Here is a 25,270-nt window from a genome sequence, read left to right as displayed (position 1 = left end):
TTGTAATTGAATAGTTGTGAATTGCTTTCAAATTTTATTATCTTCGTGATAATACACAACAGGCAACTTCAAAGGCTTATTCATAGAATTGTTGTGAATTGCTTTCAAATTTTATTATCTTCGTGATAATACACAACTGAAGTTCATTCTGGAATTTTCCACCTTTAGTTGTGAATTGCTTTCAAATTTTATTATCTTCGTGATAATACACAACCTACAGGAATAAGATCTTTTCCTGCTGTAAGTTGTGAATTGCTTTCAAATTTTATTATCTTCGTGATAATACACAACCTGCTCCATTACCATTCCAAATCCCGCCATGTTGTGAATTGCTTTCAAATTTTATTATCTTCGTGATAATACACAACGTTGTATGACCTTGATACTCACCTTGACTAGTTGTGAATTGCTTTCAAATTTTATTATCTTCGTGATAATACACAACTTAACCCAGCGTTGAGGAGCAAAGTATTCAGTTGTGAATTGCTTTCAAATTTTATTATCTTCGTGATAATACACAACTCTTTAGCTTCATTAATGGGTGTGTAGAACGTTGTGAATTGCTTTCAAATTTTATTATCTTCGTGATAATACACAACGACGATGCCGCCGTATTGGTGTTCTATGATGTTGTGAATTGCTTTCAAATTTTATTATCTTCGTGATAATACACAACTAACGAATGTTTTAACGCCTTTTGCTTTTAGTTGTGAATTGCTTTCAAATTTTATTATCTTCGTGATAATACACAACTAATATCTCGAAGTTCATTCTCTTGAGTAAGTTGTGAATTGCTTTCAAATTTTATTATCTTCGTGATAATACACAACCACCATCCTTACAGTGAAACTCTTTCACATGTTGTGAATTGCTTTCAAATTTTATTATCTTCGTGATAATACACAACTCATTTGAATCTTTTCATTAGCGTAAACAAGTTGTGAATTGCTTTCAAATTTTATTATCTTCGTGATAATACACAACCCTGGTTCCTGCTGCATCATCAAAAATGTGGTTGTGAATTGCTTTCAAATTTTATTATCTTCGTGATAATACACAACTCTAGCATTGTCTTTGCGCCCGGCTTACTCGTTGTGAATTGCTTTCAAATTTTATTATCTTCGTGATAATACACAACACCGTAGATAACGCGGGCGTGGCAAATCACGTTGTGAATTGCTTTCAAATTTTATTATCTTCGTGATAATACACAACGGTTATGCCGGATTGCTTACATAGCTTGCAGTTGTGAATTGCTTTCAAATTTTATTATCTTCGTGATAATACACAACTTTAGCCACTAATGGTAATTACTCGGTAAAGTTGTGAATTGCTTTCAAATTTTATTATCTTCGTGATAATACACAACATGGATTATTCTTAGTTGGTAAGTCGAAAAGTTGTGAATTGCTTTCAAATTTTATTATCTTCGTGATAATACACAACTTAAATCGTGCTTAGGATTTTTTATTAATTGTTGTGAATTGCTTTCAAATTTTATTATCTTCGTGATAATACACAACGATATTTCTTTTATTAATTTCATTCAAATAGTTGTGAATTGCTTTCAAATTTTATTATCTTCGTGATAATACACAACGTTGCCTTGCTTATATTGTATTTTCCTTTAGTTGTGAATTGCTTTCAAATTTTATTATCTTCGTGATAATACACAACTGTAATTCCTTCCGTTAATTCAGAACCTAAGTTGTGAATTGCTTTCAAATTTTATTATCTTCGTGATAATACACAACCTCAAAAAATAATCTACTGAAATTCAGTAGATTATTTTTGTTTTCAGGATTTAAAATTTAGAATAATTCGAGCTGCTGAAACGTCGGTGGTGGCTCTTCTTTATTTCTGGCAAAGAAGATTTCAATATCTCCAAACTGCTTGTCTGTGATACACATAATGGCTACTTTACCCGCTTTGGGAAGCATAAATTTCACTCTTTTAATATGTACTTCCGCGTTTTCGCGGCTCGGACAGTGCCTTACATACATTGAGAACTGAAATAAGGTAAATCCGTCATCAATCAGCCCCTTACGAAAGCGGTTGGCATCTTTCATATTAGCCTTGGTTTCTGTTGGCAAGTCATATAATACTAAAACCCACATAATTCGGTATGCATTAAACCTTTCGGCATTCATATCAGTTCAGGATAAGAAATTAACCTTTTTTCACCAGTATAGCACTTATATAGAGAGGTTACCGTTGTTTTTACAGCAACTAGTAAAGGTCTCACTTTATCATCAATTCTTACATCTCTGGTAGCTATCTGAAGGATATGTGCTTTAAATTCTTTGGTTAACTCCTCTGTTTCAGGACATTTAGCAAGCCATTGCATCACCAACATATCAACAAAAGGACGGTAAGGCTCCATGAGATCATCAGCGAGACAGTAAGGATTGTATTTGTTTTTATGAAAGATACCGAGCACCGGAAGCAATCCAGTTTCCACAATTGCTCTTGCCACAATACTCCGAAGTACGGCATAACCAAAATTGAAAAATTGATTCGGTGAATCTCCAAAACGCTGTCTAAGAAAATCTAAACTTATAAGATATTTCCAATAATGCTGAGCCGCAATACCTTCCATATTGGTGATATCACCACTTTTTACGTTGTTTTGATAATCAATCATGGGTTCATAATAGTTCCCCAATCTCATCAATACATTTTTTTGGTTTTCAATTTTACATTCGATGGTCTGTTTCCAAAGTTGTTTTTTTAAAGGTTCACTCGCTTCCAACTGATCTTTTACCCGATCAGAATGTTCGGAATGTCCATAAAGTGGCAACATAATTCCGTGTGGTAAATGTTGTGCATCACAGCTTATCACCACTACATTATTCCCCATCATTTTTTGAATGAGATTATGTGAAATCGTAATCTGAAAATGATCCAGCATCAGTAGCCCCAAATCTTCCACAGGAACACTCCCCTTTTCCGTTTTAGTTTCCGGACAGAGAATTTTCATCTGCTCGTCTTTGAGTTTGAGATAAGCAGGATTGCCGATGTAAATGGAGCGGGTGATCATAAAATTATGCTTTTGAGATATTTCCTAGACGATCAACATTTAGTTTTATACAATACTCTTTAATCATAGAGCCCTCAATTGAGCGTTCCATTTTATTTAATGTTGAAAACTCAGCCTTATTAACAATTGATACAGAAATATCCTGCCTTACAAAAAATATCTGGCTTCCTGAGAAACTTACAACTTTGTATATTTTTTCGTTTTGCTCTTTAGTGAATTTTTCAAAATTAATCGTATTTACATTCTCAATCTCATCATCTGAAGGAATATAAACTAAATCATTTGGACAAAGATAAAAATCATTAGTTCTTTTTAAATCAACAACTGACAAACCTTGTTTTTGCCTTTCAATCACTTCATTTAAGGGAATTGTCTCATAACTTCTCTTCCCGTTTTTATCTTCATATATTACAAAAAAGAGGTTGGTTCCCTTTGCAGCTTCTACATATTTATCTTTTTTATTTCCTAATTGACCCACCTGAAATTTGGTTCCTAATTCAAAAACTCGGACTTTATTAATAGGTTGATGCAGCTTACCATCATTAAATTTTTCAATATTTTTATTCAAATCTTCTATTCCTTCAGGAGAAAAAGCTAATTCAGAACTTCCCTTAAACTCTAAATAATTTTTAAGAATTTTCTGTATTCCTGTATCTGTAATCGAATTAATTGACTTCAAATCGAAAGATGTATCAAGACTTTTTCTCGTGGCTGTAAGTATTTTTCCTTTTGGAACTTTTACCCAAGATAAATCTACCTTACCCGAAACAGTATCTTTATGCATTGGCTTTCTTATCGCCCAATTCATTCCGGTCTGCTCTACCCTTTCTTTTCTTTTCAATCCATCTTTCTCTACATATTTTTCATAGTAATTGGTAGCTTTATTAATAACACGAAGGTTTTGTTTAAAACTGACAATAATTTTATCTAAACTATTTTTTGCATCTAATGTGAAATTATCCCAAGGTTTTAAAAATTGCTTTGGAACTTCTCTTTCAATTGTAGCGCTAGATTGTGAATGTTTATAGACTGTCTTCTCAAACTTCATCAATTTCTTTTTCAAATCATACCGTTTTGTCTCCGACTTTGCAGATTGATTATTCAATAAATTCACATGGTCTTTTGTTGCACAGGCAATTACCAAAGCATCTAAAGCATGATGACGATGGTCTATTCTCTTCTTTGAAAATCCTTTTGAAAACTTAATAGGAACAGTAGGTAAAAACTTTTGATGATTTTCATTCCAAGTTGTAAAATCCGTAGATTTTGTCAATTGATTCATTCTTTCAAAACGAGGAAGTATTAAATCATTCCAGACATCATTCAGCCCCCAATCCTGTTTCAGTTGTGTTGTAATTTTTCCATTTCCGGGAACAATATTTTTAGAATTAATACCTTCATCTGTTCCATCTTGCACTCTAACTATATGAGAAAGTACTCCAGAAATATATTTACTGATATGACGCGTATCATTTATCTGACGTTCAATCATTTTTTCAGGAATCTCTTCCAAAAGAAGCTTATTTTTCTTTCCTCGATTATTAGCATAAGTTTTTTTTATAAAATCTTCATATTCTTCTGCTTCAAATATTTTGATACTTTTACCAAACCCTGTTTCAACAATTGTCCCTCCGAATTTTTTAATAAATTCAAGGCCAATATAATTATCCTTTAATTTGTTTACTGCGGATTCACAAATAACTTTATTACTAAAACTATCATCAAAATAACGACTTTGTGGTATAATATGCTCAATTTCATATTCCGGTGTAAACAATTTATTTAAAGGAATAATTTGCCCGGTATATGGTGATTTATATTTCTGTTCCAGCCAAAGCTTATACTTTCTTAAATCTGATGGAGAAGGCTGAGCTGTTTTGCTTATTTTAAGGATATCATCTTCAATTTCTATGTCAGATTTTAAAATTCCATCCTCATAAATTTTCAAAATTTCCTGTTGCATTGGAGAATATGGACGAATATTCTCTACCTCAGCATCATTTATCATTTCTGCCAAAAGCGCTTTGATACGAAGATTAGTATTTTCGTTTTCAGAAATCTTGCGAGTAAGATCTTCTCGTTCTTTTGCAGGAAGTTTCATTTCTCTTCCTAATTCGATATGAATTTCATTGAAGAAATCTTTAGCTCCATTTCCGTATTTCAACCAAATATCTTTTACTACACGTAACGTTTCTGTAATGACTTGTTCAACAATCGGATTACGAAGTGAATGTTGCTTAAAACCTTTCAAAAACTCTTCTAAATCATCTACAGAATTCCATTTCCCAATCATTGAAGCTTCTGAATGTCTTCCGTAAACAATATATTGAACAAGCCACAATTGTAAACCCTGAAAATCATTTTCGGCTGTAAGATGAATTGTTTTTTCTCTTACTTTGTCTTTAATATTTTCATCATATTCTCCATTGATAATTTTCTGAATCCTGTCTTTTGAATATTTATCAATATCAGCATAGTTCCAATATTTTCCCAATCGCATCAAAGGCAATAATTTCTTAATCGCTTTCTCGGAAAAAGAACCGTACTCGCTTTTAAACGGTGGAAATTTTCTGAAAGCTTCAAAAAAAGAAATTTCATCTAGATTATTTTTAAGAGCAAAAGATTTTAATGCTTTTTCATATTCCGTTTTATCATTTACAGAGTAGATAATATGCCAAATTTTTTGTTCAACTTCTCTCGTTAGAAATTCATCAGAAATTCCTTCAACTTTATCTAATTTTGATGAAATCATGGTTTTGGTTTCGTTGCAAGGATATTTTTTATCTTCAACGAAATTCCAACGATACTTTTCAATTTCTAAATTCAATAATTTTCCCCTAAACTCTTTTTGCTCTAACAGAAATTTGAGTAATTGTTTCTGTTCTATATCCTTTCTGTTATTCAGAAATTCAAATAGATTTTCGTAATCTGCGGTTGTATTAAAAAACTCTTTTGTAACAGGATTTTGCTCATCATCTTTTTTATAAATATTAAGATTAAAAATCCACTGCCATATTCTGAATTCCTGATAATACGGATTAGATTTTGGAATCGCTTTTAAATATTGAGTATGTTCTACTCCATTTTCATCTTTATATTTTCTAAATTCCAAAGTACAATTTGAAATAGACGATTTCTGACTTCTCAACGGTCTTTGATAGAAAATTATATCATCCATAAAAAGATGAACAATATCTTTTTTGCTTAAGGTTAATTGATGTGCTTCATTATTTCGATACAGCTCACGAATACAATCAATATACAGATCCTCATTCTGTAATTCAGGATGAAATTTTTTCTGTTTTTCTAAGATTTGCTTTAGTTCCTCTTTATAAAATTTTCTTTCGATGGTACGAACCAACTTTCCTTTAATTTTTTGTTTCGGAGTTTGAAGAAGCGTTTCATAAATGTAAGTTCCTACCGTTTTATCTGAATGATCAATTTCTTGTTCTGTTTTAGTCTTTATAGCAATCCAATCTTTTTCAGAATCAACAGCTTTAAAAGTTCTTTTTACATCTCCATTTTTCAATGATGATTCTGTAACAATAAATTCTTTTACACGCTCTATCCAATCTTCTGTTTTTACAATTTGCTTATCATATTTCCACCCATTATCGAAATAAACATCATATAATATTTTGCCCTTTACATTATCTCCGGAATCTACAATCTTATCAACTTTTAGGCTTACAAACGTTTTATCTTTCTCCTCATCCAAATCTTCACCACGCAATTGATAATAACCACGTTTTTGATTAAAATTCAAAATAAGCCAAGCCAATTCTTCTTTTTCTATTCTTTCAGTTAAAGCTCTTTTACGCAGATAATATATGGTCCAATCATAAGGAATTTTTTTATTATTTTCTAAAAGCTGAGGTTGGTGATTTTTAAAATCAGAAATCATCTCCTCAAAGGACTTTTTAAAAATAAATTCACCATTATGATAAACCAACTTTGGCTCTGTTTCAGATTTAAACTTTCCGAATCTTTTTTCAAAATCTATCTGAGAAGCATAATGTTCCGGAAGGAAATTCAAAACATTTAAAACTCTGTGAAGTCTTTCTCTTCGTAATAAAAACCTTTCACGAAGTCTTCTTACGCTTCTGTAATTAGTTCTTGCAGCAGTTTGGGATACAGCATTTCCTTTTCCAAAATCTCCCAGAATATCCTGAGACATTGGAATAATTCGACTTCCCATTCCTAGAATGTTACCCTTCTTATTTTGAAAATCCTGCTGTATTAATGCCCAGCCGATTGAATTTGTTCCTAAATCTAATCCTAATATATTTTTCATCATGATTATCCGTTTTTTGAAATTACCCTAAAAATAGAAAGAAAAAAATAATGTAAAATACGGTTTACCTTATTTCGTATAAAAAATTAATTTCTATCTTTGAAACCGAAAGCAATTCACAATAAGGATTATTCCGTTGTGAAAACATTTGGGTCACCTCTTGTCCATAATCAGGAGGTTTTTTTATGCCCAAATGTTTCGTGAATTCTTTTAAGCGGATAAAAATCAATGAACAAAACATTTAAGGCGGGCAACTCCCCTTCTTTTATTTTCAAAAATGCTATTTTAGCACTTCCAAAAAATTTCAATGAACACCATTAATTATATACAACAAACCCTCAATATATCCGAGAAAAGCATCAACGCAACGTTAGAACTATTGGCGGAAGACTGTACGATTCCTTTTATTTCCCGTTACCGAAAAGATAAAACCGGAAATCTGGATGAAACGCAGATCGAACAAATTTCTAAGCTCAATAAGCAGTTTGATGAAATTATAAAGAGAAAAGATTCAATCTTAAAATCAATTGAAGAGCAAAATGCATTAACTCCGGAACTGAAACAGAGAATTGAAGAAAGTTTCGATATTCAGGAGATTGAGGATTTATATTTACCCTTCAAAAAGAGAAAGAAAACCAAAGCTGATGCGGCAAAAGAAAAAGGACTGGAACCTTTGGCTAAAATGATCATGAGCCAGAAAGTTCAGGATTTGGAATTTTTAGCTTCAAAATATATAAATGATGTTGTTTCGACTGAAGATGAAGCTTTGCAGGGTGCAAGAGACATCATGGCAGAATGGATCAATGAAAATATGTATGTGAGAAAAAATCTTCGCCGATTGTTCCAAAGAAAAGCGGTGATGACTTCAAAAGTCGTAAAAGCGAAGAAAGATGAAGAAGATGCTCAAAAGTTTTCACAATATTTCGATTGGGAAGAAAATCTGAACAGAACGCCTTCTCATCGATTATTAGCGATGTTGAGAGCAGAATCTGAAGGTTTTGTAAAGACAAACATCGGAATTGATAAAGAGGAAGCGATTGATTTTATTGAAAACGCGATTATCAAGTCAAATAACGAAACAGCGGAACAAATTTCATTAGCCATAAAAGACAGCTATAAAAGACTATTAGAACCCGCTATTTCGAATGAAACTTTACAGGAAGCCAAAGAAAAAGCAGATAAAAAAGCTATCGAAATTTTTTCTGAAAACCTGACTCAACTATTGCTTGCTCCGCCTTTGGGAGAAAAGAGAATTTTGGCAATTGATCCAGGCTATAAAAGCGGTTGCAAAATTGTTTGTCTGGATGAAAAAGGAGATTTACTGCACAATGAAACCATCTATCCTCACGCTCCGCAAAACGAAAGCGGAATGGCGATGAAAAAAATTCGTTCGATGGTGAATGCCTACAATATTGAAGCAATATCAATCGGAAACGGAACCGCAAGTCGTGAAACTGAGTTTTTCATTAAAAAAATTGCATTCGACAAACCATTGCAGGTTTTCGTGGTTTCGGAAGCCGGAGCTTCGGTATATTCGGCAAGTAAAATTGCAAGGGATGAATTTCCAAGTTATGACGTGACGGTTCGTGGTTCGGTTTCTATCGGTCGCAGATTGGCAGATCCGTTGGCTGAATTGGTGAAAATTGATCCGAAATCAATTGGTGTTGGTCAGTATCAACACGATGTTGATCAAACTCAGCTTAAAAATGAACTGGATTCTACGGTGATGAAGTGCGTGAATTCTGTTGGTATTAATTTAAATACCGCAAGTAAATCATTATTAAGTTATGTTTCCGGAATCGGTGAAAAGATGGCGGAAAACATAGTCAATTATCGAACCGAAAACGGCGCTTTCGAAGATAGAAAACAATTGAAAAAAGTTCCTAGATTAGGTGAAAAAGCTTTCCAACAGGCGGCTGCGTTTGTGAGAATTAATAATGCTAAAAACCCCTTAGATAATTCTGCAGTTCACCCTGAAGCCTATAAAATTGTCGAAAAAATGGCAAAAGATTTAGGGATAAAAACTGATGAACTGATTGCCAATAAAGAGAAAATTGCATTAGTTCAACCTGAAAAATATATTACCGAAGACATCGGAATTTTAAGCATTAAAGACATTTTAAAAGAACTTGAAAAACCGGGATTAGATCCAAGAAAAGCAGCTAAAGTTTTTGAATTTGATCCTAACGTGAAAAAGATTACCGACTTAAAAGTTGGAATGATTTTACCGGGAATTGTGAATAATATTACGGCTTTTGGATGTTTTGTAGATTTAGGAATTAAAGAAAGCGGATTGGTTCATATTTCTCAACTAAAAGACGGTTTTGTGTCTGATGTGAATGAAGTGGTGAAATTACATCAGCACGTTCAGGTGAGAGTAACGGAAATTGATGAAGCAAGAAAAAGAATTCAGTTGAGTATGATTTTGTAAAAAAATTATCTTGAAAATATCAGAAATTAAAGAAAGAAAAACAATTCGCAGAGCAACGCGAGATTTTGATTTGGAAGGTAATCGTATTTATAATGAATTTGAATATGATTTACCTTACAAAGTTGATTTTCCCTATAGCGATCAACAAAGACAAGTGGCAAAAATAATAGACATGATACCTTTATTTTTGATTTTTCTTTTCATTTTTAAACAAACTTTGTTCCTATCATTCTTGCTTTCAATACCATCTGTAATAATTATTGGAAGTATTACAGAAACAATTTGGGGAACAACTTTTGGAAAAAAACTCTTCAGGATGGTTGTTATCGATGATTTTGGAAACTTTCCTGATTTTTCTACATCTTTAAAAAGAAATTTCCTTTGTTTATCAAATTTTTATCCTTCCTTTTCAGAATATACGTTCAAAACTGTTGCGTTTGGAACTCAAACACGTTTTAGAACTGATATAAGTATGCATATGAATAATAAATTGTGTAAAACTTACATCGTAAAACAAAATAAATTATCTGAAATCAGGAATCTACTCAATACAGAAGAACAAAAACAAAATGTGCGACTTATTGATTAAGTCGCACATTTAATTTCTATGACAATCTTTGTATCTCATTTAAAGATTGCTTCTTCACTTTGTTCATCGCAATGACGGCAGACTACTACCCTAGCCCCGATTGAAACGACATCCTTTTTGGTTGCGGGCGGAGCGAAGCGGAGCCCGTAACCAAAAAGATACAGTGGAAAGCGGGATTAAGCTCCTAAAAATTATATTTAAAATCCTTTAGAATCTCTTCTCGGTTGCCTTACTTCCGGCCATTTGGTCGTCTGCCCTTTGTCGTCAACAGGCATTGCACGCTTTTCTCTGTTGGTAAATTCAGGATCTTCAGAAGCCATATACGCCAACGTTGCAGTTAAAATGACATTGCTTTTCACTTCATCGAAAACGATCTTATCATAGGTATCTTTCGTGGTATGCCATGTATACCCGAAATATCCCCAATTTAAAGAGCTTAAAGAAAAGCCGGGAACACCTGCAGCAACAAACGAAGCATGATCTGAGCCACCTCCACCCGGCATTCCAGGGAAATCTGTTTTAATTTGATCTTTGATATTTTTGGGTACTGCATTCAGCCATTTCCCGATGTAATCATAAGCATTCACAAACCCTTGTCCGCTGATGTTTACCACTCTACCCGTTCCGTTATCCTGATTGAAAACAGCCTGAGTTCCTTTGATAATTTCCGGATTATCTGCCACGAAACCTCTCGAACCGTTCAAGCCCTGCTCCTCGCTTCCCCAAAGCCCGACAACGATTGTTCGTTTATTATTAGGATAATATTTTTTAAGAATTCTCATCGTTTCAAGCATTGTTAAAACACCCGTTCCGTTATCTGTCGCGCCTTGTGCGCCATCCCAAGAATCTAAATGAGCAGAAAGAATAACATATTCATTAGGTTTTTCTTTTCCTTTAATCATTCCGATGGTGTTAAAAGTTTTCGCATCAGGAAGAACTTTCGACTGTGTTTCTACTTTAATCTTTGGTTTTGCTCCGTTTTCAGACATCCTGTATAACATTCCGTAATCTTCCACATCAATATCGATCATCGGAATTTTACTCGTTTTAGCACCGAAAATTCTGTTGGCTCCCATAATTCCCGTCCAGTTGGAAATCGCAATTCCTGCAGCTCCAGCTTTTTCTAAAGCTTCAGGCAAAGTCGTATTATCGTAACCGATATTTTTCACATAATCATTGAAATCTTTGGTTGCTTTTTCTTTCTCGGCTTTTAATTTTTCATACAATTCAGGCGTTGCAAACTCCTTGATCTGCTCATTCGAGCGCCCAATCTTTTGATATTGAGCCATTAAAACGATTTTTCCTTTTACGGAAGGCAACCATTTATCAAACTCAGCTTTGGAAGCAACTTTCGGAAGAATCACCACTTCAGCTTCTATTGCTTTTTTGGTTGAAGGGCTCCACGCCAATTGAGTTGCCGACAAAGATTTTGTTCTCGGATAGGTCATATCAACATGCGTAATGCCTCTCTGCCAACCTTTCCAAGTACCGAATTGCTGTAAATTGGCCTCAATATCCCACGAACGAAGCTTATTGGCTGTCCATTCGTTCGCCGCCAGCATTTCGGGAGTTCCCACCAAACGCGGACCAACTCCATCGAGAAGTTCGTATGCCATTCCTTCCAATTGAGAATTGGTATTTATTTCATTTACAAAACTTTGAACAATCGGATTAAGCTTTTCTTTCGAATCTACCGTAATTTGTGCCCAAGAAAACTGTGTTGCCAATACAACAGCGGGCATTGCAAAAAATCTATTTATCTTCATAATCTTCATTGATTGGCTTAAAGATAAAGAGATTCTGGGAGAGGGGAAAATGTTTTTAGGGTGAATTGTGGATAAGTAATCCATGTGAAATAAAATAATTCCAATATCTTAAACCATTAAGATTTATATTAAGAAGTTAAGGAAAATTAAGTTTAGCTACGCTTTCATTATACAATAATCAAAAAGTAGTTTAAACTTTCTTGGATAACGTTTAATTTTTTATCGGCATTCCATAATTTTATCATAGATAAAATCCTTGCGTCTTAAAAGTGTTTAACGGTTTAAAAAGACTTTTGCGCCTTTGTGATAAACCAACAGTATGAAAAAAATCTAAGCAATCGGATGGAAATAAAAAAATCAATGAATTTATTCATTAACGATGAGTTATATCCAAAAAAAAAACCGACTTAGAAAGCCGGTTCTGGAACAATTATTTTTTTGATTCCTCAACAGAAACTTTTCTGAATTCTTTGAACAACTTGCTTAATTCCAAAGCTGATTTACGAGCTCTAGTTCCAGCAGCTTTGTTTCCTTTTTCTGCTTGTTGGTTTGCTTCAGTTGCGAATGCTTCAAATTCCGCGTTGATTTTTTCAATTAGTTCTTTCATTATTTTTAAAATTTAGGCTGCAAATATAGGTTTTATGGTGATTCCAGCCAACTTTGACAGAAAAAGTTTTATCAGTTTAATTTAAATTTAACAGCATTCTAAAAATTACCTCTAATTTTTTAATGAAAAAATTAAAATTTAGATAGAATTCTTTTAAAAACGCTTACTGACAAAGCTCTTTTCTATTTTTTATGAATGTCTTTAAAAATTTCACAAATAAGCGTTTTTATTAAGGATAATTATTTTTATCATAAAGTCTACAAAATTTTCATTTATTACGAACTGTTTTTTAATATTCATAAGGACATCTGTTCAACAAAGACCACACGATCAATTATTTAATTTGAAATTACAAAAACATCTATTTATTATATTAATCACAATTTATTTCCCAAACAAGAATCTTTCTCTATATTTGATTTTTATAATTATATACAATGAGCGATCAGCTGGAAACCATAAGTGATTATTACAAGAAAGTAAAAGATGGAAAAGTCACCATTTTTGAAACCGACGATTTTGTTGCCGGAACTTCTCATTTCAATATCACGATGAGGAAATACTGCAGCTCCCGAAGCCCTTACAGCAGACGGGATTATTATCGCGTGAGTCTCATCATCGGCAAAGGAAAATTTCAATATGGAAATCAGACGATTACGATTGAAAGTCCGTCATTATTCTTCCCTTCACTGAATATTCCTTACAGCTGGGAATGTGAAGATGTGATTCAGGAAGGCTACACCTGCCTTTTTAACCAGGAATTTTTCAGTGGTAATTCTGAACTCCAGTTTTTTAAGAAAACATCCCTTTTTAAAGAATGGAGCTCCCCTCTTGTTGTGCTTACCGAAGAACAGACGGAATTAGCAACGCTTTATTTTGATCAGATTTATAGGATTAATAATTCATCTTATCCTTTTCGCTGCAACAGTATTAAAAGCAATCTCGTTTCGGTTCTGCATCTGGCATTGGAAAACCGCATGGAAGATATCAGCATGAATAATCTACCCGCTAATGTGCGCTTGTACAGAATGTTTGACGAACTTTTAAACAAACAATTCCCTTTGGATTCACCTACTTATCCTCTTGAACTAAAAACGGCTTCAGATTTTGCAGATCACCTGCATGTGCATGTAAATCATTTGAATTCTTCGGTAAAGTCAGTCACCAATCTTACTACCACGCAGATTATCAAAGAAAGAATTCTCGAGGAATCTAAAAATCTTTTAAAATACACCAATTGGGATATTGCTGAAGTGGGCTATACTTTAGGCTTTGAACAACCTTCTCACTTCAATAATTTCTTTAAAAAACATACAGACCATTCGCCATTGCAGTTCAAAAAAACATTAATTATTTGATTTTTGTAATTTTTGCTTTGTCTTTTAAAATTCATTTTTCTGAACCTTGATGTAATTTTGTATCATTAAAATGAAAAGAAAATGTTGAAAGAAGCATCATTACAACGTATCAAGCTAATAACCATTATGGCATTTGTGTCTATTCCCCTTTCTGGATTTGTTACAGACATCTATTTGCCGTCGTTTCCTTCTATGGCGAAAGGATTAGCGGTTTCAGAAAAAGATATTCAGATTACGCTCACCTCGTATTTATTAAGTTACGGAATTACACAACTGTTCATCGGCAGTATTCTTGATAGCATCGGGCGTTATCGACCGAAATTGGCAGCATTGTTTCTGTTGATTATAAGCAGTCTTCTTATAACGCAGACCAACAGTATTTTACTGATATCATTGATGCGTATTTTACAGGGAGTTGCCGTTTCAGTTTTGGTGGTTTCCACACGAGCTATTTTTGTCGATCTCTACGATCCAGACAGAGCAAAACACTTTCTGAGCTATTTTACAATAACTTGGTCTTGCGGTCCTATTCTTGCCCCGTTTTTAGGGGGTTATTTGGAAAAACTATTCAATTGGCAGTCGAATTTTCATTTTTTGGCAATCTATGCCGGAATTTTATTTTTATTCGAATGGTTTTTCAGTGGAGAAAGCCTTCCTCAGAAAAAGAAATTCAGCCTTTCTGAAAATTTAAAGCTCTATAAAATGATGCTGAAAAGTAGAATATTTATCCTCGGAATTATGATTTTAGGATTAAGCTATTCTGTTGTCATGGTATTCAATATCACCGGACCATTTATTATTGAGAATACTTTTCACTTTAATTCTGTAGTCATAGGATACTGTACGTTAATCCTTGGATTTTCATGGATGATTGGTGGCTTAATCGGCAAAAAAAGACTTTCGTTACCGGATGACAAACGCGCCTTAAAACCTGTTGTTCTTCAGATTGTATTAATTATTTTAATGCTTATTACGAGTTATTTTTCAGAAAGCTTATTTATTATGATTCCTTTTGCTTTTGTCATTCATATCTGTTCAGGAATTTTATTTACTTCGTTTTTTACCACAAGTATGCTTCACTTTCCTAAACATGCAGCAACAGCTGGCGGATTGATGGGCGGATTGGTCTACGTAATTACTTCGGCAACCAGCTTTATTATTTCTGCCACAGGATCTGTCACCCATCAGAAAGATCTTTCGTGGAGGTATTTCATTATCGGAATTATATTATTTGCAGTTATTATCATATTCAACCAAACCATTAAAAAAACGAAAACAGAGCATTAGTCTCTGTTTTTTTATTATTTTTTTGAAGCTTTTTCGTGCTTTCCGCACTCGCTATTTTTTTGTGTATCGGCGGCGCGGCTTCGCCGCGCCGCCGATACACAAAAAAATGAGCTCAAACAAATGCTACAATCACGGCTAGGAAACTCAACATTCAATTATAATCTGTCTGAAAATTATATTTTCTGAAGCAATTCACGAGCTTTTTCACCTGCTTTTTTAATCAAATCAAGACTTTCAAAAGTCATATATTCAGCAAAAACAATTCTAAAGCAATTTTTATAATCATTATGTACAGAAAATGTAGTTCCGGGAGTGAATAAAATTCTATTTTTCTCGCAATACTCATAAAATTGTTCCATATCAATTTCTTGTGGTAATTTCCCCCAAATACTGTAACCGCCCTCAGGCTCATGAAAACAAGAACCTTCTGGAAAATACGTTCTCAAAGCATTCAATAAAATCATTGCCTGCTGATTAAGTCTTTTCCTAAACAATCGTAAATGACGGTTATAACTATTTTTCATCAACAATTTTATCATTAATTCCTGATAGATCGGAGAAACCGTTCGTCCCAATGAAAACTTTGATTTCTCTGCCTGAGCATAAAACTTTCCTGCATTCAGCCATCCTAAACGGATTCCCGGACTCAAGGTTTTTGAGAAAGAAGAAACAGTCATTACAAAACCTTTTTTATCAAAAGTTTTAATGCAAGTCGGTCTTTTTTCCGAAAAGTAGACATCGCCATAAATATCATTTTCAATAATCGGAATCTGAAACTCTCCAGTAAAATCAACCAAATATTCTTTAACCTCATCTCTCATCAAAATACCTGTCGGATTATGAAAATTGGGCGTTATAATCACCGCTTTTATAGGTTCAGTTCTGCAAATCTCCTTCAAATATTCAACATCAAATCCATGCTGTTCATTAATAGGAATTTCAACAACTTTAAGTTTTAAATTAGCCATAACTTCAAGCACAGAAAACACACACGGGCTTTCAACAGCCACCATATCGCCTTCATGGGTCACCGAATGCAAAGCAATAAACAAAGCCTGAAGCGCACCATCTGTAATAATAATTTCGTCTGAATTCATGTGACAATTCAGTTTGTTCATTCGGTCTGCAATTAAATTTCTCAATTCCAAAGAACCATTTGGCGGATAATATCGAAGCAACGCAGAACCTTTTTCCCTAATAACTTCCTGCATCGTTCGAAGAATTAACTTTTGAGGAATTAAAGTATCTCCCGGAGCGGCATTATTAAAGGAATTAACAGTTAATGGCTTATTTCTCGCCGATGTTAAAAGTATATTTTTATTGAAATTACTATCTTTAGAAATCTTCAACTGATTTTGTGATTGAAGAAAATTGTTATGCTGATACGCCACAACATATCCCGATCGAGGGTTGCTTTTCACCAAACCTTTAATCATCAGATATTCATAGCCACTCTGAACAGAGCTCATGCTTAACGCATATTTCTCCTTGATCTCGCGAACGGAAGGCAAACGATCACCATAATGAAATGTCCCGTTTTTAATTTGTTCTTCAATAACAGAAGTAAAAATTTCATATTTATATTGCTGCATTTTCTCTAACTGTATTGAACAAATTTACAAAATTGAAATCTGTATCGATTATTTATTCCGAAACTGTATCTATATTTTCCCTGAAAATCGACTTACATTTGATAAAAAGACTCATGGAAATAGTTTCAAAATTTACGGTAGGCTCGGATCAGGGAGTGAATGATTTTTTTGCAGTGGAAGAACCATTCTTTATCGCTCTGCATAAAGATTTTGTGGAAGAACAAAAAATTGAAGAATATATTGATGAACATTTTGATCATCGCCAAAAAATCAACGACCTAAATGACTTATCGATACAACTTATCATCACCTATCAAGACGAAAAACCTGTGGGATACAGCATTTTAAAAAGTGGTTCTGAATATCCTGAAATGCCTAAAGATAAAAGGGTGACAGAAATTCTTTTTGCCATTCTTCCTGAATATAATTCGATTGAAGTACAACAATCGCTTTGGAAGAAAACATTAATTGCAGCTTCGTTTGCAGATATTATCTGGATTAATATTTTTCAACATCATTATTTACTTAATTTTTTTAAAGATTTAGGTTTTGAAACTGTAAGAGAATCTCAAGGAGAACCTTTTTTGTTGGATTCTTATGTTTTAAGTTTAGAAAAATAAAATCTGTATATAAACGACAATACGAAATGCCAAAACTGGATTTCCAAACGTCTGAATAAAAAATATGGCTCTGGTTATAAAGCAAAAAAGCATCTATTTCAAGATGCTTTTTAATTTTTAATATGTATGGGAAATTACTTTTCTTTCAGTTTTTCTTTAAGTAAGGTATTTTCTGCTTTCAACTGTTCGTTAATACGCTTTTGAATATTTATTTCTTCTTCTAAAAGACGAATTTTTCTTTCTGAGATCTCCGAAAATTCTTTAAATTTTGCCTCATAACGATTCCCTAGGTCATCCAAAGCATCTTTATAGAGATTTACGAGTTTATCGTCATTCTCCAGCTTTTTACCTTCGTTATCCGCATCCATTCCCTCCACTTCGGCATCAATTTTTCGTCTTCCGAAAAACCATCCTGCCGAGCCTGTAACTATTAAGCTGAGAAAAGTTCCTATATGTTCTTTGAATAATTCAATCATGTTTTTTTAAGTTTATTTTATCTAATCATAGACGTAAATTTCAATTACTCCGAATTGTCCTACAATGTCTGTCGAGCTACTAGTTTCATCATTATTAAAAAGAATGAGAGATATTGCATCGTCTGACAATACATTCGTAAGGCAACCGTACGGATATTTTCTTCCTGACTGAATGTTGATTTTACTATTGATCCAAACTTTATCACTAGGAAAAGCTGCTTTAAGCTCTCCAGAATACACTCCAATATCGGTACGCTTCCAAGTGATGTCTCCAAGCGTATTTTCTAACACCTTGAATTGAGGATCTAAATATCTATCCGCATACATTAATGCTTTATAGATTTTGTAAGCAGGTTTATTCAACCTCTCTTCAACCCATCTTTTTTGCACAAATGAGTTTTCTTGATAGTTATCTCCATAATAATCTGCCCCAACTAAACCAGCTCCTTTTGAATCTGCTTTTATTGCAATATATGGAAATTCATTTGAGAGATTAATGTACTTTCGATCGTCATATAAGCCGTTATTAATAAAAACTTGAGTCGGATTTACACTTACACTAATATTATTTTTGGAGTTCAATTCTAAATAACCTTCGGAAGAAATAGAAAACTCGGCATCACCGCTAAATATTTTATGACCTTGATCTGCTGATAATTCAATATTTCCTGTAATTGGCTTTCCTATTTCTGTGCCAGCTAAGGGAATATATTCTTTCTTATTTTCAAGACCAAATGTTCCATCTGGTTTAGCCACAACATCTTTTGTAAATGAAGCATCTGCAGTGGGAAGTCTCAGAACCTGTAAACTTGTATCAAATCTTAACCATCTGTCTGCGAAGTTTCCTTCAATAAAATGTGTTTTATAATAATTATTATCTTTTCTTAAGAAGTTATTGATAATAAATTTATTACTCTGAAGACCAATTAACTCAATATTAGAACCAAGTATCAGGTTATTCTCTCCCCAAATGCCACTAGGATGACCAGATGTTCCACCTCCAATAACAACATTTGACGACCAAATCCCAGATCCACCTTTCCCCCAGTATTGTCCCGCCTGATAGCCTAAAAATGTATTGTTGCTACCTGCGATAAAGCACCCTGTCCATTTACCCAGCATTGCGTTTCCGCTTCCTTCTTTAATTCCGTAACCCGATGAAACTCCTATTAAGGTGTTATCATTTCCTCCTGTAAGCCCTGTTGCAGCTTCAATCCCCATCGCAACATTCGCTATCCCAGTAGTTACATCTTTACCCGCGTAATGCCCTACAATAGTATTAGATTCTCCTGTAGTTATTGATGGTAAACAGTTATATCCTAAGGCTATATTATATGTTCCGGTATGCTTTGGATTCATGTTTCCAAAGGAAAATGAATATGTGCTTTGATTAACTCCTAAAACACCATTTGTCCCTGGTTTTCCTTTTTCCGAACCTGATTCGATAAAAGCAATGCCCTTAGGAGAATAATTATTTCGGTTAACTACTGTTGCCAAAGTCTCATCCTGTAAAAGGTCTGTAGTAGTAACTCCAGCTTCTCTTTTGATGTAAAACTTCCCATCTATTGATGGTTTGTCAACTTTATTATTCAAAGAAGCCTGCAGACCTTCCACCATCCCAATGGTAACATTAGAAATACCGGTTGGCAGATAATTATTTTTATCTGTTTTTTCGCCCCCTTTGAACATATAAAGAGAATAATTTTCATTATTTACTGGGATGGCTATAAAATCATTATCTTCGAATACATATGCCGCCGAATTTGCGGCAAAGTCTGAAATACTTGTCTCTGAAGATTCAACAAGCGTTGTAATACCTAAAGCTTCAATCTTTTCGGCTAAAATATTTCCATCGTCATCGGTGTAATCATCATAAGACATAAACATGTCATTACTTTGATTTTTGGTATAAACATTTCCGAATTCAGAAATATTTCCAGCCTCATCGTAATCGTCTACTGTCGCGATATTAGTCGGAAGATCTCCAACTCCTAGAGTCGTTTTCCAAGACTGAATATTTTCGTTGTTTAAATTGGATGCATCTCTTTTAGCCAAATAATTGGCATGAGAATCTGGATTGGAAACATGGGTTTCAAAAATAGCTTTATCTGCCTTATTCTGCAGTAGATTATCTAGTCCCGCAATTTTAGTTGTAGGAATAGATTCGTCTTTGTGCCAGAACGAAGACCATGATGCCTGAAATTGTTCCTGGGTGGGAAAATCTCCGGTTTCGAAATAGCTGTATATGGTGTTTAATGGTATTGACATTTTAATTTTATATTATTACTAATTAATTTACTTAGACTTTGCTCTAAATTTTATATAACTCAACGATATTAGCACTTGCACCTGTACGACCTGCCGTGTTTTGATTATACATTCCAAAAGCAACGGCCCCTGTATATCCTATTTTAGTAGATATAAAAACCTGATTATTAGAAGAGATAATAGTTGTCCAGTTGCCACCACGACGTATAAATATTGCAGTTACTGAAAATGTTGTATCAGTAGTTCCAATCATTGAGGAGGAAGTGTCCGGATAAATTTTAGCCATAGGATACCAATAGCTTTGTACTAATCTTACATTCACTATTGTCTGATTTAAAAGATCTACCTGATTTTCTGTATTAACCAATCCTACAAAATGTGTCATACTTCCATTTGCAGAATTTATAATTGCTGTTTGCCCCGTAATCTCCACGGTCATATAAAAATCTTCGTCTGCTCCTACAAGCTCATTTGTTTTTCGAGCCGCAATAAAAGAAGAATCATCACTTCCTTGTTTAACAATAAAATCACTACTATAAGTAACGGACGAACCAGATTCCGTAATCCCAGGGGAAGAAGCATCGTTATAAATTTTCTTTGACCAAACAATGCTGTTCAAATCAACCCTTTGAATATTATCAACAACATTTATTAAAAAGTTAGTTAAATAATATGCAACTCCATTCCATAATCTAATTTTATAAGATCCGAGCGGTATATCTTTAAAATTGTAGTAAAAAGTTAAATCTATTCCATTAGTATATAACTGAACCTGTGATGCAGGAATCTCGGCAATAACTGTTGCTGTTGCTGCTGAGATACTATTCTGTGTACAAAGTTCTACTTTAAAATTGGTGGGTGGCAAATTTAGATTTGCACCTTTGAGATTAATCCAATAGTTTTTATCTTTTGCATCTACAATAGGAGGTGTAATTACTGCCACACTCATGGTTCCGGTTGTCCACCCTCCATTCATTTTGGTTTTCCATAATGCTTTATCAGCATCAGAAAGCTGATCAGGGATTTGTAAAAACTCAGAGGCTAAATCTTCTTTCATTAAGATTTTCTTCCTCACACTTCCACTATCAGTAGCATAAAAACCTTTGTTATAATATGTAATTTGGTTTGTTACAATCTCATTATTTTCATCCAGAATAACTCCTTTCGAACGTAATTTCCCTGTTAAATGAAGTTGTTCAGAGGGTGCTGTTGTACCAATACCTAATTTTCCAGCATTGTTATACACATTAGACTCTCTAAAATCACCACCATTCCATTGAAGTAGATAATTGGAAGCTGGAGATATTGAAGCATAAACAGGAACAGACCCTAAGCTACGAATAAAAAAACTACCATTTCCTGAAGGTTTATCCATTTTTCCATTCAAAGAAGCCTGCAGCCCTTCCACCATCCCAATGGTAACATTAGAAATACCGGTTGGCAGATAATTATTTTTATCTGTTTTTTCGCCCCCTTTGAACATATAAAGAGAATAATTTTCATTATTTACTGGGATGGCTATAAAATCATTATCTTCGAATACATATGCCGCCGAATTTGCGGCAAAGTCTGAAATACTTGTCTCTAAAGATTCAACAAGCGTTGTAATACCTAATGCTTCAATCTTTTCGGCTAAAATATTTCCATCGTCATCGGTGTAATCATCATAAGACATAAACATGTCATTGCTTTGACCTTTGGTATAAACATTTCCGAATTCAGAAATATTTCCAGCCTCATCGTAAGCGTCTACTGTCGCAATATTAGTGGGAAGATCTCCAACTCCTAGAGTCGTTTTCCAAGACTGAATATTTTCATTGTTTAAATTGGATGCATCTCTTTTAGCCAAATAATTAGCATGAGAATCTGGATTGGAAACATGGGTTTCAAAAATAGCTTTATCTGCCTTATTCTGAAGTAGATTATCTAATCCCGCAATTTTAGTTGTAGGAATAGATTCGTCTTTGTGCCAGAACGAAGACCAGGATGCCTGAAATTGTTCCTGGGTGGGAAAATCTCCGGTTTCGAAATAGCTGTATATGGTGTTTAATGGTATTGACATTTTACTGGAAATTTGGTTCAATATATAATGCTATTCTTGAAGGCTGAATATTGTTATGAGGCTGATTTGCCCCTCCCGAGCCAATATATTGAGTATATTCATTACCTCCTTGCTTGCTTAATCCATTTCTATTCCCTGTTCCTACTTTTTCTAAACCAAGCTGAAAAGACATACTGAAATTAGGTAACTCTGCTCTTGACAAAGTATGGGTTTTAGATCCAACCTCACTACCCAATACACTAAATTCTAATTCATTAGGATTCCACCCTACAATAGTTTTACCTCTAAAATCAAGACATTCTTTCCACCCTATAGGGATTTCCGACACGGGTTTTCTCCACGGCATTACAATACCTCCATTAATAATAGGAGCTGTCTTCAATTCCAACATAGCCACTCTTTGTGCCAAAGCGCTTACATCTGGTTGAGATGCCATATTATTAACTTTTGCCTGCAAATCTCTTAAAGTATCTAATTTTACAAACTCAGACCACAAATAATTATTGGTACCCGCTCCTTGTCCAAATTTCACCTCTCTTTTTTCAATCAAAATCTTAGATTGCTGATCTTCAAAAGTTTTAGGAACATCGGTTTGATGGATATACACAGTCGAAAAAACTGTTCCTCCTTCGAAATTATATAGTTTTCCGTCTATGGCTACAATTCCTGGGTTCACCTGCGAGCCTACGGTTTCACAGCCCATTAAAATGGTTTTGTTACCAGCAAGATCTCCAAGCACTTCAAAGATCTCATAAGCTTCCTCAATTAAAGCCATCAAATCATTGGTAAGCGGCACACCGCCTGTCTGTAAAAATTTGAAGTTATATTTCATATTAATATTCTTTTGTTTGTATTTGATACCTTTTTGAAGGCAGTTTATAAAAATCGATATCAGCTTTTAGCTGGTCTATATTGATTAATGAATTATTCGGATTGTTGGCATCTACTGGTATTTGCACAATAAAATCATATTCACTAAAAAGCTCTGCCTCTGTTCTTAGATACAGCGGATTTGAATCTCCAAAAAGCCATCTCGTTTTTGGGGTATATTGCCCACCTGAATTCGCAGGATTTGATGGATCATTTTCAGCTTCTGTATACAGATAAACACCATCATACAAAACAGCTTTTATAATTTTGATTCTTTTATCTACTCGATCATATTTGTAGTTTAGAATCTTTTCAAGAGAAAACTTCTGATAATTATAATTCATTTTCAGAAGGTTAAATTTTCTTTCTTCCATGAAGTTTTTATAGAGATCTTCTATACAAAAAATCAAAACAGAAATTAAATTCATCACCGATCTTGTTCTCCAGAATGTAAACAACCACCAGTTGGCAAGTTTTTTAAAATCGATTAAAAATAATTTATCATTCATAATTACTGTGCCTGATAGTTGATGTACGTAATCCCACTCCAATCCTCCTGATATTCCGGAGCATTGGGATCGCTTGATTGTCTTAATGTAAAGCTTCCGGAACTCGGTATTCTGCTGATTTCGATGGGTTGAAATTGCCCATATCCTGTAGATCCCGCTTCAATCCATTTAGTAGAAACTTCGATATTTAATAAGTCTGTAACTCCTTCTACCGCCAAGATGGCAGCTTCGAGTTTCTGAACGCTTAATTCTCCGTTAAAAGGAAGATTCTTTAAAAATCTTTTGATAGCATCTTGTACAGGATACCTCATTGTTCTGATGCTTCTACCATCACCGAAAAGAACTCCCGGATTATAGCAGACTTTAAATCTTAATCTTAAAATATCTGGTCTGTAGTTTACAATCGTAATATTATCTCCAGCAGCCTGAATTTCTTCTATATAAGCTCTAAATGCTTGCCCTACATCATCACTCACCGGAACAATCTCATCATTTTCTTCTGTTGAAATTTTCATAGAGATTTTGGAGGTAGTGGCAGCTTTTGTAACTGCAACATATTTAATTACTTTCGATTTTTCGATATCTTCCAACGTAGCATCTACCATTTCGCCATCTTCATTTTCATATTGTGGCGAAAACTGATCACTTTCCGGAAGTAAGCTGAAACCATATTGAAATCTAAGAGCCTGATTTCTGTACCATCTTAAAGTAGGTACTTTTTGCTCCTGAATCATGGTTTCTATTTCCTTTAAATGAAGTTTACAAGCTTCCTGAAAATTCCAGATTACAAAAGCTACGGTCTCGAATATCTTTTTCCAGAATGAGGTTTTGGATGATGTATTGAGACTTTGCAGATCCGGATTTTCATTTTTTAAATCAAGGATCTGATTAATTATTTCCTGAAGCGTTTTATTCATCTTAACTTACTTTAAAAGTATTTCCTAATTGCATAAACCCAATACCCTTCAATGTTGGCAATTGGCTTTCTTGTTCTAATGTTGTACCCGTGGCGGGCTTTATTTTTTTTGATGCATAATAATTAATGACATCGTTATTTTTTTCCATTTCATCAGGTATTGTTAACGTTACTCCTGATGTAAGAAAATCGGAAACCGACATTCCGTTTGCAATGGCAATATCAAAGCATTTCTGAACGTCTCCTGTATACTGTATCGCGATATCTAAAATTGATTGCCTGTTTAATACTTTAATCTCCATAATCTGCGTCTATGTTTATTTCAAGGTCTTCACCAATTTTAATCCCGTTTACCGTCATTCCGTCTGCATAAAATTCCTGACGAATTTCTCTTGCCAGCTCTTCGGAGCCATCATGCTCCAAATATCTCCTTACGCCTACTCCGTTTTTAGGGAAAAGTTTTATTTCACCTTTATCCGCCAAAAGCAACGTTCTCTGATGTTCGTAAGTGCTTTCTCCGAATACAAAGTCTCCATTTGCAAACTGCAGTTCAAAATTTTCATTTAAAAGAATATCTACTGGCAT

Annotated in this window: 19 protein-coding genes and 1 CRISPR repeat array; of the genes, 5 read left to right on the top strand and 14 right to left on the bottom strand. The window is 34.0% G+C overall.

The features are described 5' to 3' along the window. Positions 1-90: 90 nt before the first annotated feature. Positions 91-907: direct repeats of the CRISPR family, unit length 47 nt; unit sequence GTTGTGAATTGCTTTCAAATTTTATTATCTTCGTGATAATACACAAC. Between the two features lie 904 nt (positions 908-1,811). The 3 genes from cas2 to cas9 are packed head-to-tail and all read right to left on the bottom strand — an operon-like array spanning position 1,812 to position 7,334. Continuing rightward, positions 1,812-2,150 carry a CRISPR-associated endonuclease Cas2 gene (gene cas2 / locus OXQ85_RS05535; RefSeq protein WP_267402818.1) on the bottom strand — a complete coding sequence of 113 codons (339 nt, stop codon included), beginning with the start codon at positions 2,148-2,150 and terminating at the stop codon, positions 1,812-1,814. Further along, positions 2,147-3,040 carry a type II CRISPR-associated endonuclease Cas1 gene (gene cas1 / locus OXQ85_RS05530; RefSeq protein ID WP_267402817.1) on the bottom strand — a complete coding sequence of 298 codons (894 nt, stop codon included), beginning with the start codon at positions 3,038-3,040 and terminating at the stop codon, positions 2,147-2,149. Before cas1 ends, cas2 begins: the two co-directional genes overlap by 4 nt. Before the next feature lie 4 nt (positions 3,041-3,044). Continuing rightward, the gene (gene cas9 / locus OXQ85_RS05525; protein WP_267402825.1) at positions 3,045-7,334 is read right to left on the bottom strand and encodes a type II CRISPR RNA-guided endonuclease Cas9; all 4,290 of its coding nucleotides are present in this window, start codon (positions 7,332-7,334) and stop codon (positions 3,045-3,047) included. A 307-nt stretch (positions 7,335-7,641) separates the two neighbouring features. On the opposite strand from cas9, the gene OXQ85_RS05520 reads away from it, so the two are divergent. Then, positions 7,642-9,765 (top strand): Tex family protein, encoded by a 2,124-nt coding sequence (locus OXQ85_RS05520; protein ID WP_267402816.1) that lies wholly within the window; start codon positions 7,642-7,644, stop codon positions 9,763-9,765. A 10-nt stretch (positions 9,766-9,775) separates the two neighbouring features. Further along, positions 9,776-10,354: an RDD family protein gene (locus OXQ85_RS05515; RefSeq protein WP_267402815.1), complete on the top strand. Its 579-nt coding sequence runs from the start codon at positions 9,776-9,778 to the stop codon at positions 10,352-10,354. Between the two features lie 197 nt (positions 10,355-10,551). Here OXQ85_RS05515 and OXQ85_RS05510 read toward each other — a convergent pair whose 3' ends face one another. After that, positions 10,552-12,120 (bottom strand): M20/M25/M40 family metallo-hydrolase, encoded by a 1,569-nt coding sequence (locus tag OXQ85_RS05510; RefSeq protein WP_267402814.1) that lies wholly within the window; start codon positions 12,118-12,120, stop codon positions 10,552-10,554. Between the two features lie 430 nt (positions 12,121-12,550). Beyond that, the gene (locus OXQ85_RS05505; protein WP_042720556.1) at positions 12,551-12,727 is read right to left on the bottom strand and encodes a histone H1; all 177 of its coding nucleotides are present in this window, start codon (positions 12,725-12,727) and stop codon (positions 12,551-12,553) included. Positions 12,728-13,164: 437 nt separating this feature from the next. On the opposite strand from OXQ85_RS05505, the gene OXQ85_RS05500 reads away from it, so the two are divergent. Together OXQ85_RS05500 and OXQ85_RS05495 are read left to right on the top strand one after the other, a co-directional pair. Then, entirely contained in the window at positions 13,165-14,085 is a 921-nt protein-coding gene (locus OXQ85_RS05500) for a helix-turn-helix transcriptional regulator (protein WP_267402812.1), read from the top strand. An 81-nt stretch (positions 14,086-14,166) separates the two neighbouring features. After that, the gene (locus tag OXQ85_RS05495; protein WP_267402811.1) at positions 14,167-15,372 is read left to right on the top strand and encodes an MFS transporter; all 1,206 of its coding nucleotides are present in this window, start codon (positions 14,167-14,169) and stop codon (positions 15,370-15,372) included. A gap of 173 nt (positions 15,373-15,545) precedes the next feature. On the opposite strand, the gene OXQ85_RS05490 is transcribed toward OXQ85_RS05495, so the two are convergent. Beyond that, positions 15,546-16,964, bottom strand: a complete 1,419-nt coding sequence (locus tag OXQ85_RS05490; RefSeq protein WP_267402810.1) for a PLP-dependent aminotransferase family protein — start codon at positions 16,962-16,964, stop codon at positions 15,546-15,548. Between the two features lie 113 nt (positions 16,965-17,077). Between OXQ85_RS05490 and OXQ85_RS05485 the strand changes: the two genes are divergently transcribed. Further along, positions 17,078-17,584 carry a hypothetical protein gene (locus OXQ85_RS05485; protein WP_267402809.1) on the top strand — a complete coding sequence of 169 codons (507 nt, stop codon included), beginning with the start codon at positions 17,078-17,080 and terminating at the stop codon, positions 17,582-17,584. A 134-nt stretch (positions 17,585-17,718) separates the two neighbouring features. Here the strand turns inward: OXQ85_RS05485 and OXQ85_RS05480 are convergent, their stop codons facing one another. Genes OXQ85_RS05480 through OXQ85_RS05445 form a run of 8 tightly spaced genes read right to left on the bottom strand, consistent with a single transcriptional unit; the run spans position 17,719 to position 25,270 of the window. Beyond that, positions 17,719-18,060, bottom strand: a complete 342-nt coding sequence (locus OXQ85_RS05480; RefSeq protein ID WP_267402808.1) for a hypothetical protein — start codon at positions 18,058-18,060, stop codon at positions 17,719-17,721. 21 nt (positions 18,061-18,081) lie between these two features. Then, entirely contained in the window at positions 18,082-20,328 is a 2,247-nt protein-coding gene (locus OXQ85_RS05475) for a hypothetical protein (protein WP_267402807.1), read from the bottom strand. Positions 20,329-20,371: 43 nt separating this feature from the next. Continuing rightward, on the bottom strand, positions 20,372-22,390 hold the full coding sequence (locus OXQ85_RS05470) for a hypothetical protein (protein ID WP_267402806.1): 2,019 nt from the start codon (positions 22,388-22,390) through the stop codon (positions 20,372-20,374). 1 nt (position 22,391) lies between these two features. Continuing rightward, positions 22,392-23,222: a hypothetical protein gene (locus OXQ85_RS05465; RefSeq protein ID WP_267402805.1), complete on the bottom strand. Its 831-nt coding sequence runs from the start codon at positions 23,220-23,222 to the stop codon at positions 22,392-22,394. A 1-nt stretch (position 23,223) separates the two neighbouring features. Then, entirely contained in the window at positions 23,224-23,769 is a 546-nt protein-coding gene (locus OXQ85_RS05460) for a hypothetical protein (RefSeq protein ID WP_267402804.1), read from the bottom strand. Positions 23,770-23,771: 2 nt separating this feature from the next. Further along, positions 23,772-24,686, bottom strand: coding sequence for a nucleotidyltransferase (locus OXQ85_RS05455; protein WP_267402803.1), 915 nt, complete (start codon positions 24,684-24,686; stop codon positions 23,772-23,774). A gap of 1 nt (position 24,687) precedes the next feature. Next, a complete protein-coding gene (locus OXQ85_RS05450) occupies positions 24,688-24,987 on the bottom strand; it encodes a hypothetical protein (RefSeq protein ID WP_267402802.1) in 300 nt (99 codons plus the stop codon). Continuing rightward, positions 24,977-25,270 carry a hypothetical protein gene (locus tag OXQ85_RS05445; RefSeq protein ID WP_267402801.1) on the bottom strand — a complete coding sequence of 98 codons (294 nt, stop codon included), beginning with the start codon at positions 25,268-25,270 and terminating at the stop codon, positions 24,977-24,979. Before OXQ85_RS05445 ends, OXQ85_RS05450 begins: the two co-directional genes overlap by 11 nt.

It is taken from the genome of Chryseobacterium sp. GM_Chr_2, assembly GCF_026540445.1.
In the GTDB taxonomy this organism is placed as follows: Bacteria; Bacteroidota; Bacteroidia; order Flavobacteriales; family Weeksellaceae; genus Chryseobacterium.
Note: the sequence above shows the minus strand (reverse complement) of the source record. Positions and strands in the feature narration are given on the sequence as shown.